A 13,993-nucleotide genomic window follows, 5' to 3' on the forward strand; every position below is an offset into this window, starting at 1 on the left:
TTTGCATGATTAAATACTACAGCCCCCCACTGTGCCTGCTTTTGTTTTTGTGTTCTTTTTCAGGTTTTAGCCAGCATTCGGTAGAAGGCCGCATACTGGATCCATCCAGGCAGCCGGTAGCTTTTGCTAACGTGATTTTACTCAATGCTGAGGATTCTACCAGCGTTTATAAAGGTGCCGTTTCAACAGAAAATGGAAAGTTCCTTCTCAATGAAATTGAAGCAGATGATTACTTATTGAAGGTAAGTTTTATCGGCTTTCAGGATTTGCTTCGGAAAATAAAGGTGTCAAAAAAGCTGAATCTGGGAGATCTTGTTCTTCAGAATGATACCGCGACCCTGAATGAAGTTTCCATAAATTACAAGAATCCTTCGGTAAAAAAGGAAATTGACCGCCTGGTATTCAATGTGGAAAACACCACCCTCTCGACCGGAAATTCCTGGGATATCCTCAAAAAGACCCCCGGAGTTATTCTTTCGGGAAATTCCTTAATGGTTAGAAACCAAGGGGTGCAGGTATATATCAATGACCGGAAGGTGCAGCTTTCGGCTTCAGAATTACAAACCCTTCTGGAAAATTATTCCGCAGAAAATATCAAGTCTATTGAAGTAATCACCACTCCACCGGCCCGTTATGATGCCGAAGGAGGGGCTATTCTTAATATAGTTACTTCAAGAAGTATTGCACCCGGGTACAAGGGTAATATAAACGGAGCCTGGACCCAGGCTGTATTCCCTAAGTACCAGTTAGGAACCAGTCATTACTACAAGACTGAAAAACTGAATCTTTTTGCTAATTACACTTATTCGCCGCGTAAGGAATTTAAGGAGGATGACAGTTACATCAACTTCATGGATGAGAATGGTGATATTACTACCCGATGGGATACAGATTTCGAGCGTACTACACGGTCGAATGCGCACAATGCCAATGTTTTGCTGGATTATAATTTTGACGATAATAATATTTTAAATTTCTCTTCCGCTTTCACCTTATCTCCAAATAAAACTTTTGACAATGATGTCTTTACGAAAGTCTTTGAGAGCGGGATTGAGGTGAGAAATCTTATTACCGACAGTGAACTTGAGGAAGATCTTTCTAACGTCGCCCTTGATCTTGAATACCGGCATTTATTCGATAAACCCGGAGCTCAGATCTCAGCCAGGGGACATTACACCCGCTTTGATCAGGACAGGGGGCAACTCATAGCCACCACTATTGAAGAACTTACAGTGCCCGACCAGGAAAGGCTTTTTTCGACTACTGCAAAACAGGGAATACATATTTACACAGGGCAAATGGATTACATGACGCCCATTGGAAGTACCAGCTTTGAAATGGGTGTAAAGGGGTCTTTTATAGATTCTGAAAACGGAATAGATTACTATCAAATCGATACCGCAACCGGGGAAAGGACCTATGATCAACAACAATCGGATAACTTCCTATATGATGAAAAGATCTATGCCGCTTATTTTTCCCTCGCTAAAGACTGGGAAAAGTGGAGTGTAAAAGGTGGATTGAGAGGAGAGTATACAGATCGAATGGGGGACTCAAGATCTTTGAACCAGATCGAAAACCGCGAATATTTTGAGCTGTTCCCAACCTTTTACCTGCAGCACAATTTCAATGATAATAACAGTCTTACCTTTGATTATAGCAGAAGAATACAGAGGCCCCGTTATGAAAGCCTGAATCCTTTTAGATACTATCTTACAGAGTTTGATTTTAACGCCGGCAACCCCGATCTACGGGCTTCCATCAGTAATAATTTCACCCTTAGCTACGCTCTCAAAAATGAATATTTCTTTGACCTTTATTACAGGGATAGCGGGGAAACTCCTGAAACCTTAAGCTTTCAGGATAATGACCTAAGACTAATACGGCGGGTAAGTATGAACCTGCTTGGCAGTAAATCTTACGGACTGGATATTAGCCATGGGCGCTCTGTTACCAGTTGGTGGTATGCCTATGCGTATGTATCTATATTTAATGAAGAACGTACTTTTGTTGCTATTGAAAGTGGTGATGTACCATATACTCTTGATCTGGATGCTTTTTTTGGAAGCCTGTATAATAACTTTACGCTGTCAAAGGATGGAACATTCACTGGTGAAACAAGTATAACTTATGTTTCCAACTTCCTTAGTGGTTCTTACATTATGGACCCTTTTACTACACTTTCTATCGGGCTTAGGAAAACCTTATGGAACAATAGGGCCGAGATAAGTCTTAATGTTGAAGACATTCTTAACGAAACCAACACCTGGCTCAGGTCAGATTACCTCAATCAGGACAATGGCTATTTTGCTCAACCTGAAAGCCGCTATGTGCGTTTAGGTTTTAAATACAACTTCGGAAACTTTAGACTTAGCGATAATCAGAGGTCGATCGAAGCAGCAGAAAGGGATAGACTCTAAATTATAGATGGAATATTAGACAGGGTATTGTAGTATGAAGTTATAAGTGTGCAGTAAAAAAAGTACCAGATTACAAGCACCACATTTAAATAGCTCCACGATCCACCTTTCTAAAAATTCGTTTTAAGAGAAATAACTTTGTGATCTCTGTTTTAGCTTAGGATTCTTTGAGGAAAATTTCCCTGATATAATTTTTTCAGTTTACCCCTCCCGATAGCTGTAGGGTTTAAAAGAGCTAAAAAAATTGTAGTTAGACTTAGGGAGGTAGATGCGTGAAGCAGGATGGAGGTTTTTAGTCTGAATTTAAAACATCAAATTCTGAAAATATAAGCTGAAAATCAGAACTCCCGTAAGCGATCTTTAATTGCACTACCGTCTATCGACTAAAAACTACCAACTAAATAAAATTCATTATTTTTGCAGCCTGAAAAACAGATGCTTTGGCGAAAATAGGAAATATAGATGTAGGAGAATTTCCGTTGTTGTTAGCACCAATGGAAGATGTGAGTGATCCACCTTTTCGGGCTTTGTGCAAGGAACAGGGTGCCGATGTTGTTTATACTGAATTCATTTCTTCAGAAGGGCTTATTCGTGACGCGGCAAAAAGCGTCATGAAGCTGGATATCTACGAAAAAGAGAGACCTGTGGGGATCCAGATCTTTGGAGCCAACCTGGACTCTATGCTGCAGTCGGTGGAGATTGTTGAAAAATCCGGTCCCGATATCATAGACATCAACTTTGGTTGTCCCGTTAAAAAAGTGGTTTCCAAAGGTGCAGGGGCAGGGATCCTTAAGGATATTCCGTTGATGGTTTCCCTAACTGAAGCTATGGTTAAGCACACTAAACTTCCGGTTACAGTAAAGACCCGCCTTGGATGGGACGCCGATTCTATCAAGATCGTGGAGGTAGCCGAAAGACTTCAGGATGTGGGAGCCAGTGCGATTTCTATCCACGGTCGCACGAGGGTACAGATGTATAAGGGAGAAGCCAATTGGGCACCAATTGCAGCGGTTAAAAACAATCCGCGGATGCATATTCCAATTTTCGGGAACGGAGACGTAGACACGCCAGAAAAGGCTATGGAGATGCGTGATAAATTCGGACTCGATGGTGCAATGATTGGAAGAGCCAGTATTGGATATCCGTGGTTCTTCAAGGAAGTGAAGCACTATTTTAAGACCGGAGAACATCTTGATCCTCCAACTATGGAGGAGCGTCTTGACGCCGCCCGTCGCCACCTGCAAATGGCCATCGACTGGAAAGGAGAAAAACTTGGAGTTTTTGAAACCCGAAGACATTACACCAACTACTTCAAGGGAATTCCGCACTTCAAGGAGTACCGTCAAAAGATGGTGACCAGCGATGATGCTGTAGATGTATTCGCAGCATTTGATGAGGTGGAACGGGATTTCGCCGGATACGAATTTGCATAAGCGAAACTTCCATTCTTTAAGCACCCGGTTCCAAAGCTAGATTTCATAGTGATTTCCCGCTAAAGGAAGCTTGAACTGCGGTTAATAATAATTTGAGCGGGTTTTCTTTGGGAGCTGTGCATTTACGTGAGAAAAAGCAGGTTCAAATAGTAAAGGAGGATCAAACTTCTTGAGATATTACTTCTTCAGAAAAATTTTCAGATATCTACCGTCTACCGTCTACTGTCTACCGACTAAACAAGTGCTTTCTTACTTCTGCTTGCCGCGACACAAGAAGCAATTGTTCCCAAAGCGGTAATTGTGAGTAGCACCACTACTATATTCTGTGCAGTAATAGCCACAGGATAAGGTAAAGTTGGGGTGATCATCACAAGGTCATACTGCAGCTGCAAATAGACCAGAACAATAGAGAATATCAAGCCAATACCGCCTCCTAATAAGGTCATGAATACTCCCTGGGCGAAAAAAATGTTTTTTATCTGTCCCGGCGTGGCTCCCAGACTGTGAAGGGTTTTTATGTTTTCCCTCTTATCGAGAATGACCATAATTATTGAACCTACCACGTTGAAAAGGGCAATGATCAATACCAGCGTAAAAATGAGATATACGGCAAGATTTTCGGTGTTAAGCATCTTGTAAAGCGCATCGTTTAGCTGGGCGCGGTTCTTTATTTGCACCTCGTTCTCAATAACGGCATTTACTTGCTGCTTTATCTGCTCGTGATCAGCACCGGGTTTCAGCTTTAGTTCAAGCCCTGTGATTTCATTAGATTCCAGGTTGAGGAGGTCACGGGCGAAGCCAATGGAAGTAAAAACGTATTTGTCGTCGAGCTCTTCATTAATGCTGTAAATTCCCGAAACCACTGCTCTTTTTGAATTAAAAGCCCGGGTAGGATCGAGGATCTGTCCCGTGCCGGGACGGGGGACGAGGATCTCCAGGAAGTTCATGTAATTAAAGGTGCCCAAGTTGAGCTCGTGAGAGATGGTATTTCCAATGACCACCTGTGCTTCTTCAGGATGAAACCAGCCGCCCATGCCAATAGCGCTGTCCAGCTTGTTTACCTTCAGGAAATTTTCGTCAACACCTTTGATGTATGCCGTCTTGTTCTTAGATCTAAAATCCAGAAAAACGCGCTCTTCTATTACCTCTGAAAAAGTGGAAATTCCGGAAATATTTTTTAATTTCTGCTTTTCTTCTGAAGTAAAACTGAAGGTTTTCCCCACTGCCGGAAGCACCTTGAGATCGGGGTCATATTCATTTGAAAAAGAAAGGCTGAAGTCTTTGAGGCCTGTGAAGCCCGAAAGCACGATAAAGAGAGCGAAAGCTCCCGCAAAAACCCCTATAGCCGCAATGATGGTAATGATGTTGATGGCATTGTTGCTGCTTTTCGAGAACAAATACCTGCGGGCTATGTAAAAGGGGAAATTCAAGCCTTAAGATTTTTTCCGCTTCGAGAGCAGGTCGGGCTGTTCGATAGGATTGTCTTCGCCTTTGATGGATTTTTCAATATTCTCGATATAATCAAGGGAATCATCAATAAAAAACTCCAGGTTCGGCATTCTTCGCAGTTGATTTTTTGTCCGCAGCGCTACCTCGTGTTTTATCTGGGGCTTGATCTGGTTGAGTTCGGAAAGGATCTCCTGTGCGGTCTTGGCCGGAAAAATACTTAAATAAGCTTTTGCCTGGGAAAGATCTGTTGTGACCTTCACTTTTGAAACAGAGATCAAAATTCCTGTTCTTCCTGCATCTCTTAGGTGGGACTGGAGGATATCGGCCAAATCCCGCTGAATTACCCCACCTATTTTTTTCTGTCTGTTCGTTTCTTCCATGCTACAAAAATAGAACATTTACTGCTCAAATCTTAAAATCTTAGTTAATAGCTTTCTCTTTTGCTGCCAAACCCGACCGACTTTTTATCTTTAAACCTCAAATAAACGAGGTGCAGGGGAGATGCTCATACAACCAACTGACCAAATTAATAACCATGAGAAAGATCGAACATATAGGTATAGCCGTAAAAGACCTTGAAGCGGCAAACGAAGTTTATGCGAAGCTGCTAAACACGCAGAGTTATAAAACTGAAAAAGTAAAAAGTGAGGGCGTGGATACCTCATTTTTCAAAGTAGGGGAGAGCAAGATCGAACTGCTCGCCGCAACAAATGAGGATAGTGCTATTGCCAAATTCATTGCCAAAAGGGGAGAAGGGATACATCATATCGCTTTTGATGTTGAAGATATTGAAGCTGAAATGCAGCGCCTGCAGGAGGAAGGCTTTCAATTGATTAGCAAGAAACCTAAAAAGGGAGCCGATAATAAGCTGGTGGCCTTCCTGCATCCAAAATCCTCAAATGGGGTGCTGGTAGAACTGTGCCAGGAGATCAAAGAAGAACCCGAGCCCCTACCCGAGGGAGAAGAGGTGTGGGATAGCTAGTGAAAATATATTTTTGAAATGCTTGTTAGGTAATGCACAAATCTCTAAATTTGCGCCCTCTCAAGTTGATTGAGCCGGTCCTATAGCTCAGTTGGTTAGAGCACCTGACTCATAATCAGGTGGTCCCTGGTTCGAGCCCAGGTGGGACCACGAAGTGGATCCTCAATGTTCTCATAATGAGAATATTGGGGATTTATTTTTGTAATGGGGTGCTCGAAAGGGTGCCGTGCAAATAAATATTCTCTATAGCCGAGCCGGGGGTGGGCAAAAAAAAGATTTGTGGATGAGCCTTTATTTATAGGGTACCTTGATCAAATACTGTTCTTTTAATACCCATGTTTTGATATATGGTTTTTGGGTTGGTAAGAATTTAAATATCTTTAAACAAAAGCTTAAAACAGCGGCTAAGGACTTATCCTTTAATTTGAGCTTTTCCCATACTAAAATTCTCTTCTAAGCAACACAATATGGAAAAGAAGCATAATAGCCTGTACGAACTTTATCTAAAGGATGCTTATGATACCACCAAAATAAACTTAGGACGTCCAATAGAGACTTGGAGTAAAGAGAAAAAGGTGGAAGAGTTAAGACTGCTTTGTAAGCAATTTAAGCATGGCTGGGATAAATCATTTAGACAGAGGACATGCGACTTAATAATGGAGATCGTAGATACTTTACGATTTCCGGAAAATATAACCAAAGAAGATCTTCTTGCACTTGTAATAGAGCTAAAAAAGCATCAGGCTACTATAAACGGTTTTGTAACTTGGGAGGGACATGTTAATAAAGAGCCATATCTACATTTTGAAGATAAAGCAATGAAAGCTCTGGACAGAATGCAATTTCTCTATGAAAAAACTTTAATGGAAAGTAAGTAACTACAACAACTTAAACCGATGGGTACTTTGATAGACCGCTTACTTCTCCCTCATTGATATGTATTTCCAGCGACACATTTAAAATTGGTATAAACCCCCTATATCTATATAATGGCATTTAAAGCCTGACGGCTGTCCTATGGATTTGAGCTATTTTATGCCATCCGGGCTCCCTTCTCTTAATTGTTCCCTTGCAAGAAATAAATTCCACCTTTTTTCCTACGTTTGAGCTAATAAATTGTATATTTTTAACGAATAACATGCTGAACAATGTTCTAACACTTTCCAGCCGCCATGATCTTCAAACAATTGGTTAAGCTTTTCGCTCAAAAAGATAGTTCTGTTCCTGTACAAAAACTTCAGCAACTGAAGAATAAAAATAGACAAGAAGGGGCGAGACTAAATGAAATTTCCGAGAACAATATTTCCGGAATTGAGTTAGAAAAGGTTGGTGAAATTGATGAAGCTATTCAGAAGTATGAAAATAATATCTCCAATCGTGTAGTAGCTAGTCACTCCTATGACCGGCTGATGATTATTTACAGGAAAAGAAAGCAATATCAAGACGAAATTAGAGTCATAAAAGCTGCTATCGGTGTCTTTTCTGATGAAAACCATTCAAGATATCAACGAGCAATAAAAAGGGCTTCTACCGGTGAACTTAAAAAGTTAATTGAAGCCGGACATCAAAGAGGAGAGAAAGTTCAAGGACTTGATGGAACAGTTATTTATAATCCATACCCAGTTCAAACATATAAGCAAAGATTGGTTAAAAGGTCTAAAGAATAAGAAGGAGATGAAAGAAGTCTTAGAAAAACAACTTTTCAAGAGGATTGAGCGTCTAGAAATGTTTGAAGAAAGAATGGGGATCAAAATTGAAAAGCTAACGTTACAGGTGCCATATGAAGATTGGTTAAGATTATATTTTGAGGTGCATCCGATTAAAGGAATGACTTTAAAAGAGTCCATCCATATAGAAGCTGTTGTTTATGACTCAGATGGAAATATCATTCAAATGACTCACACTGTTCTTATAACAGAAAAGTTTTATGCTTTTGAAGTATGTAAGCTTACTTTTACAGATCTGAATCTAAATAATATCAGCCGTGTACGACTGTATCCTAAGGCGTTATGAGAGAGGATATAAAAAGGAAACTCCTAGATGAGGCAAAATCTTCTCCAAATCTTTTTGCTGATCTTGCCGGTTTAGAACAGTACATTGCCGAGAGCTATAACAATCGCTCATTTATCGAATTGTTACAGAATGCAGATGATGCAGGATCAACCAAATTTAAAATTCAGAAAAATGAAGACCTCCTTATTGTTGCTAACAATGGAAGGAAATTCACAGGACAGGATTTGGAAAGTTTATGTAGAAGTGCCGCATCAAATAAAGTACGAGGGCAAACCATAGGGTATAGAGGAATTGGATTTAAATCTGTTGTTGGTTTTTCTGAGGAGGTATATGTTTTCAGTGGAGAGCTAGAATTTTGCTTTTCGAAAGAAAAAACAAAGTCTTTAATTCCTGAGGCTTCTAAAGTTCCGCTGATTAGAATACCTCATGAGATAGAAAACAGGTTAAGAACTACCCTCGCAACTACTATTGCTGATTTAAAAGAGCAAGAATACACCACAATTTTTGTATTTACAGGAGTGGCTGCCACTCAAATTGAAATGGAGTTCCGGAGCCTCCATAGAAATTCCTTGCTTTTTCTACATAATATCATAGAAGTAGATCTTTCTTCACACAGAGAAGGAGTAATTAAGCTGATTAAAAGAGGTGTTTCTGAATATCGTACTCAAATAAAAGTAGTTCAAGACGAGGATAAAGATGAATGGCTGATTTTTGAAGACGGAGATATTTCCATTGCTTTTTCTGTGGAAAATGATGTGATCCAAAGACTGGAATCAGCTGAAGCACAGGTGTTCTCCTTTTTGCCGACAGAAAACGAAACCGGGCTCGGAGTTGTAATTAATGGTAGCTTCAGTACTGATCCCTCTAGAAAGCATATAATCTTTGACGAAGAGACAAAACAGTACACTAAAAAGGTTGCGATAGTTCTTGTAAATCTTTTAAAAGAAAATATCAGCTTAAACTCCGAATTAAGCAAAAGTCTAATAAGAGCTATTATTCCATACACCAATCCGACTATAGCTTTATTAAAAAATTCATCTTTTGAAAAAGCTTTAATAACTGAATGTAAAGCTATTGCTGATCCTTTTTTTGAAAAACTGCTTTTAGCTCCCGCTTGGCTGAATGTAAAAGATTTTACCGCATTAATTAAAGGGCAGCAAGAAGTTGTGCTTCCGAAGAGTTACTATGAAATAACAGGAATACTTCAATTTTTAAAATTTCTAGGAGCAAATGAAGCTTCTGAGGAGAAAATCCTCAAAGCTTTAGCAGGTGGCTCGTATGTGAGTTCGCTGGGATGCGCTGAAATTACTACCCGAATTATGAAGAATGCTCTCTATAAAGATTCTTCATTACCGATGGAGCATAAACAAATTGATATTTTTATTTCGAATCAGAAAAGAAGATCTCTACAGGATTTAGAAGAACAAAATCTTTCTCTAGACAAACAGTTTATCAGTCAAATAAATGAACTGGGGCTGACAGCAGGCGACATTAAAAATGCGCTGGAAATTCTGATTCCAGAAAACAATCTTATTCCGGATTTTGATGAAGTAGAAATAAGCGAAGAGGAAAATCTCCTAGAAAGAAGCAAGAATAATTGGTTTAATCGTAAAAACAATCCAACTTATAAACCCACTAGGGAGGGTTATAAGAAATGGAGAAGTGCAGAAGAAAATTGTTTGGAGGTTCTAAATAATAATGGTTTCAGATTGGTAGATGTATCCAAACAAAATATTGGATATGACTTAGAAGGTTCGAATCCGGATGGAACCGAGATCTTTATTGAAGTGAAGTCAATCAACTTGATTGGGCAAAAAATTAAACTTACAAATAATGAGGTAGCAGTTGCCCAGGAAAAGAAGGAAGAATACTTCCTTGCGATAGTTCGACAATTAGAGAATCATTTGGAAATTGCATTAATTTCAAATCCTGTAGAAAATTTGTATCTTAATAGACAATGTGTCCAGTGGGTGTGGGAGTGTTCAGAATATGAATATGAGCCGGTTTTGTTTACGCTCTAATTCGGGATATGCCATAATTTAAGGGACTAAATTAGAGAAATGGTCAAGTTATGATTTGGTATAAAAGACTTATATATATGTAATGCTCTAAAATGACCGGTCTAATATGACATAGAAGAGGCAAAAAAAAGGCTTTTTGTCCTCCGGTCTTTCTTTTGCGGTCTGAAATAATATCCTTTTCTCCATTGTTATTCAAAAAGAATTTCTACTATGTTAAATGAGACCCATTCTATGTTTTATCTTTGAAAAAATAGGGCAAGGACAAAAAAATATCAGAAAATGGGACTAGGATTAGATGCCTCAATAATTAATCAATTAAATAGGGAACTATCGGTTAAAAGGATAAATCGTGATGTTCAAAATGATTTTATTTTCTCCCCCCATTTCTCCCTTATCTATTCACAAGCAAGTGATGAATTAGCTGATCAACTATTATCAAAATTAAAAGCCGGAAAATACAATCCACGACTGCCGGTTACAATCAACGTGATAAAATCGAATGGCTTTAATAGAAATGGAAGTATTCTAGAACCCTTTGATCGGTTAGCTTATCAATTAATAACGGATTTCATAGCGCCACAAGCAGAACACGAAATAGATAGAAGTCAAGTTTTTAGTAATAAGTTACTTCTTAATGATGAAGAAGGCGCAATGTTTGAAAGATCCCATGATAGTTACAAAGCTTTTCAGAATCATGTTGAAGAGAATTGTAAAAATTCAGAATATTCTTATGTTCTAAAAGCAGACATTGCTTCTTTTTTTGATAGGCTTTATCAACATGTTTTAGGTAACCTTCTTTATTCAAGTGGTGCAAATAGCAAAGCTGTCAGTTTCTTGGAGAGACAGTTACTCCAGTTTAGTCAAAATGATTCTCATGGTATTATACAAGGAGTATCGCCTTCGGATTTTCTAGGAAATTTTTATTTGTGTTCAATAGATGGTCAACATTCTCTAGAGGATCTAAAATTTTCAAGATATGTCGATGACATGTATATTTTCTTTCCTGATTTAAATAGTGCCAGAGTTCACAAGATCAGATTAAGTAACTGGTTAAAAAAGGATGGTCTAACATTAAATGAATACAAGACCAAAATCCTACCGGTTGAAAATCTTTTACAAGAAGAAACAGAAATAGATAGGTTATTCCGTGATGCCCAGTTTGAAATTATGGACGAATTTTCTGGGATAGGATATGAAACTGTGACATCTTGGAACCTAGAAGCCAATGGTAGTATTGAAGATGAAGACATGGAATTAATGGCAACCCAAGCACTTTTTGACAATCATGAAGTTGAAAGAAACACTAGGTTGAAAGTTGAAAGATTTTGTTTACCTATTTTTTCAGCAGGGAATAATGATCACGCATTAGAATATGTTTTAAACAACTATTCTGCTGAGCCTAGTATGTCTCAGACTTATTTTGGTTATTTAAGAAAGTTAGTGCTTCAGGATTCAACTTTAGTGAACCACATAGAGCCAATTTTCAGCCATAATAATATGATCTTTGACTATCAAAAGAAATGGCTCTATTCCGTTCTGTTATATGCTGAGAATGTTAGCGATAGTATTCTAAAACAAGCTTTATCGGACTTGCAAAATCCAACAAAGAACCCTGCCCTTCGAGCTATTTGTGCAATTTTGGTGGGAAAAAATGGTACTGCTCAAAAGCGGAGAATATTAAAGAACCACTACTCCAACGAGCAGTCGGAATATGTAAAGTCTGCCATATTGTTCGCTTCTCAATATTTTCCGAAACAGGAAAAAGATACGTGTTTCCGGGCGTGGTCAGGACACAATGAAACCAATGCTTTAATAGTGACAGCCATTAAAAAACAGTAAGCCCCGACAGACTATCCCACTCATAAAAGGTAGGGGTTTTTTCCGTCTATTATGCAATTTAAATCATCTGAAGGACATCAATTTCTATGAAAGAACAATTTAATGAAATAATTAAGTCCCAAGATCTCAAAGAAGTTACTGCCGATTTGGTTGAAAAAGTTCTTGACAATAACATCGGAAATGATATTGTAAAGGAAATACCTATTTTGAAATTACTTATTGCTGTAAAAAGTATTTATACCTCCTACACGGATAGGATATTCATAAAAAAAGCAATGAATGTTTTGCTCGAATTAAAAGACACGAACTGGAAAGAAAGGGTAGAATTAACAGCTGATTTGGAAGATGAAAATGGTTCAGGAGCGGAAAAGATTTTACTGGCAATTGATAACTTAGAGACTTTTGAAAAGAGTAAAGTGTTTGGTCGATTATGCAAATTAAAAGCAGTTGGTGAAATTGACTTGTATGAGTTCAAGCGTTTAACAAAATTGATTCAAGATGCATATCTAGATGATCTAGAACTTCTACCATCTTTTTCTGATCGATTAGAAAGAGCTAAGAAGGAAAGCAGTCCTCATTTTAATAGAAACAGGATATATATGGAAGAATTTTACCCTCTTGTATCCTTAGGTCTGATATACCAGGAGCAAGGTGAACAGACCCCAATAGAGAAGGTTGAACCAGCGAGCTATAAAGATCCGGCACCCTATTACAAGGGAGGTGAAACTGAAACATTATATTTCGTGTCAGATTTGGGGAGGCTATTGCTGATCTTTTATACCGTACTTTTTCCGAAGAAGAAAAGTTAAGCATAGTTGTCAGGGTTGTTCCATTGAAAGTCAAAGAAAATATCCTTCAGGTAAAACTGAAGGACATTTTTTCTATTAACATATATTTAACATTTTAGCCTAAGCCATTTTTTCAGTTTAAATAGGAGAGCATTCTAACAGATCCTCATATTTCAGCCAAAGTAGGTCTTCGATTTCTTTTTTAATAGTATTCAAACTATTTTTATTCAGGTATTGAAAACACCTTTTTCTTCTTTTGTTCCTAGCACTTGAACTTAGAGATTTCTCAAGGTGAATCCAGTACATAGGATTTGAGTAGTTCTTCAAAAGATCCATATTAGGGCTTCTGAGAGCACTTCCAAGGGCAGGGCTATCAATTATCAACAGCTGCCGGTACTGAGTCAAGAGGAACTGAAAAAGGCGCCAAGAAGCCTCTTCATCGTACAGATCTGACACTGTAAATATTCCCAGTTTTTGGAGCACTCTTTTATTTGTAATCTTGATCTCTATCCTTAAAAGGTGCTGATGCCGATTATATTGCTTCGATTTATTATAGATCTTCATTGAATAGTCAGTACGCCTAAATTCCTTGTAATCTCCCCGATTTTTAAATTTCTTATTAATCGTGTGGTCTTTATAGTAAAAGAGGATGAGACTCTCATCAATAAAGAGTGCCGGATCAAACTCAACCGGTATATTAATTCCAAATTCTAAATTTGTTATCAAAGTCAATTCAGGATTAACTTTATAGTGGCTTATAATTAGTTTCAAAGCCTGCTTTGCTTGACACAAAGAAAAATCCGAATAATTCTGGACTCCCTGATTGTGAGCAATATTGTACAGCTTATGTATACTACCTTTGAGAAAGCTATTATTGGGTGTCATAGTTAATTCAATATTGCCCAGATCACTTCTCTCTGTTTCTCCCAACTGACCGGTGCGATAATCAATTCTGGAAAAGAGATCCACAGCATCGTCTTTTTTTACCTCCTTATCGAACCTGCTTTTATCCTCCTGGTTTATGTAAAACTTAATGAAATCGTACATG

General features: G+C 38.4%; 12 protein-coding genes and 1 tRNA gene. 10 read left to right on the forward strand and 3 right to left on the reverse strand.

Annotation, left to right across the window (positions count from 1 at the left end):
• The first annotated feature begins 5 nt into the window (after positions 1-5).
• Both ACXYMT_RS02470 and dusB read left to right on the forward strand, forming a co-directional pair.
• On the forward strand, positions 6-2,420 hold the full coding sequence (locus tag ACXYMT_RS02470) for a TonB-dependent receptor (protein WP_459057504.1): 2,415 nt from the start codon (positions 6-8) through the stop codon (positions 2,418-2,420).
• Between the two features lie 440 nt (positions 2,421-2,860).
• A complete protein-coding gene (gene dusB / locus ACXYMT_RS02475) occupies positions 2,861-3,853 on the forward strand; it encodes a tRNA dihydrouridine synthase DusB (protein WP_459057505.1) in 993 nt (330 codons plus the stop codon).
• 233 nt (positions 3,854-4,086) lie between these two features.
• Here the strand turns inward: dusB and ACXYMT_RS02480 are convergent, their stop codons facing one another.
• Entirely contained in the window at positions 4,087-5,283 is a 1,197-nt protein-coding gene (locus tag ACXYMT_RS02480; protein WP_459057506.1) for an ABC transporter permease, read from the reverse strand.
• A 3-nt stretch (positions 5,284-5,286) separates the two neighbouring features.
• Positions 5,287-5,682 carry a 30S ribosome-binding factor RbfA gene (rbfA, locus tag ACXYMT_RS02485; RefSeq protein ID WP_459057507.1) on the reverse strand — a complete coding sequence of 132 codons (396 nt, stop codon included), beginning with the start codon at positions 5,680-5,682 and terminating at the stop codon, positions 5,287-5,289.
• 155 nt (positions 5,683-5,837) lie between these two features.
• Here rbfA and mce point away from each other — a divergent pair, with 155 nt between their 5' ends.
• The 8 genes from mce to ACXYMT_RS02525 all read left to right on the forward strand — a co-directional run bounded on the left by mce (position 5,838) and on the right by ACXYMT_RS02525 (position 12,966).
• Positions 5,838-6,284: a methylmalonyl-CoA epimerase gene (mce, locus tag ACXYMT_RS02490; RefSeq protein ID WP_459057508.1), complete on the forward strand. Its 447-nt coding sequence runs from the start codon at positions 5,838-5,840 to the stop codon at positions 6,282-6,284.
• A 76-nt stretch (positions 6,285-6,360) separates the two neighbouring features.
• Positions 6,361-6,434 (forward strand) — tRNA-Ile (locus tag ACXYMT_RS02495).
• 317 nt (positions 6,435-6,751) lie between these two features.
• On the forward strand, positions 6,752-7,162 hold the full coding sequence (locus tag ACXYMT_RS02500; protein WP_459057509.1) for a hypothetical protein: 411 nt from the start codon (positions 6,752-6,754) through the stop codon (positions 7,160-7,162).
• A 294-nt stretch (positions 7,163-7,456) separates the two neighbouring features.
• Complete coding sequence (locus ACXYMT_RS02505) at positions 7,457-7,951, forward strand: hypothetical protein (protein WP_459057510.1); 495 nt, start codon at positions 7,457-7,459, stop codon at positions 7,949-7,951.
• A 7-nt stretch (positions 7,952-7,958) separates the two neighbouring features.
• Entirely contained in the window at positions 7,959-8,297 is a 339-nt protein-coding gene (locus tag ACXYMT_RS02510) for a hypothetical protein (protein WP_459057511.1), read from the forward strand.
• Positions 8,294-10,318: a protein NO VEIN domain-containing protein gene (locus tag ACXYMT_RS02515; protein ID WP_459057512.1), complete on the forward strand. Its 2,025-nt coding sequence runs from the start codon at positions 8,294-8,296 to the stop codon at positions 10,316-10,318. Before ACXYMT_RS02510 ends, ACXYMT_RS02515 begins: the two co-directional genes overlap by 4 nt.
• Before the next feature lie 279 nt (positions 10,319-10,597).
• The gene (locus ACXYMT_RS02520) at positions 10,598-12,157 is read left to right on the forward strand and encodes an RNA-directed DNA polymerase (protein WP_459057513.1); all 1,560 of its coding nucleotides are present in this window, start codon (positions 10,598-10,600) and stop codon (positions 12,155-12,157) included.
• A gap of 86 nt (positions 12,158-12,243) precedes the next feature.
• Positions 12,244-12,966, forward strand: coding sequence for a hypothetical protein (locus ACXYMT_RS02525; protein WP_459057514.1), 723 nt, complete (start codon positions 12,244-12,246; stop codon positions 12,964-12,966).
• 117 nt (positions 12,967-13,083) lie between these two features.
• Here the strand turns inward: ACXYMT_RS02525 and ACXYMT_RS02530 are convergent, their stop codons facing one another.
• Positions 13,084-13,992 carry a hypothetical protein gene (locus ACXYMT_RS02530; RefSeq protein WP_459057515.1) on the reverse strand — a complete coding sequence of 303 codons (909 nt, stop codon included), beginning with the start codon at positions 13,990-13,992 and terminating at the stop codon, positions 13,084-13,086.
• Between the last annotated feature and the right edge of the window lies 1 nt (position 13,993).

The organism is Salinimicrobium sp. CAU 1759, from assembly GCF_054482715.1.

Excerpts from the sequence above, each read along its gene's own strand:
- ACXYMT_RS02470 (WP_459057504.1), top strand. The coding sequence starts at position 6 with ATGATTAAATACTACAGCCCCCCACTGTGCCTGCTTTTGTTTTTGTGT.
- rbfA (WP_459057507.1), bottom strand. The coding sequence starts at position 5,682 with ATGGAAGAAACGAACAGACAGAAAAAAATAGGTGGGGTAATTCAGCGG.
- mce (WP_459057508.1), top strand. The coding sequence starts at position 5,838 with ATGAGAAAGATCGAACATATAGGTATAGCCGTAAAAGACCTTGAAGCG.
- ACXYMT_RS02500 (WP_459057509.1), top strand. The coding sequence starts at position 6,752 with ATGGAAAAGAAGCATAATAGCCTGTACGAACTTTATCTAAAGGATGCT.
- ACXYMT_RS02505 (WP_459057510.1), top strand. The coding sequence starts at position 7,457 with ATGATCTTCAAACAATTGGTTAAGCTTTTCGCTCAAAAAGATAGTTCT.
- ACXYMT_RS02510 (WP_459057511.1), top strand. The coding sequence starts at position 7,959 with ATGAAAGAAGTCTTAGAAAAACAACTTTTCAAGAGGATTGAGCGTCTA.
- ACXYMT_RS02515 (WP_459057512.1), top strand. The coding sequence starts at position 8,294 with ATGAGAGAGGATATAAAAAGGAAACTCCTAGATGAGGCAAAATCTTCT.
- ACXYMT_RS02520 (WP_459057513.1), top strand. The coding sequence starts at position 10,598 with ATGGGACTAGGATTAGATGCCTCAATAATTAATCAATTAAATAGGGAA.
- ACXYMT_RS02525 (WP_459057514.1), top strand. The coding sequence starts at position 12,244 with ATGAAAGAACAATTTAATGAAATAATTAAGTCCCAAGATCTCAAAGAA.
- ACXYMT_RS02530 (WP_459057515.1), bottom strand. The coding sequence starts at position 13,992 with ATGTACGATTTCATTAAGTTTTACATAAACCAGGAGGATAAAAGCAGG.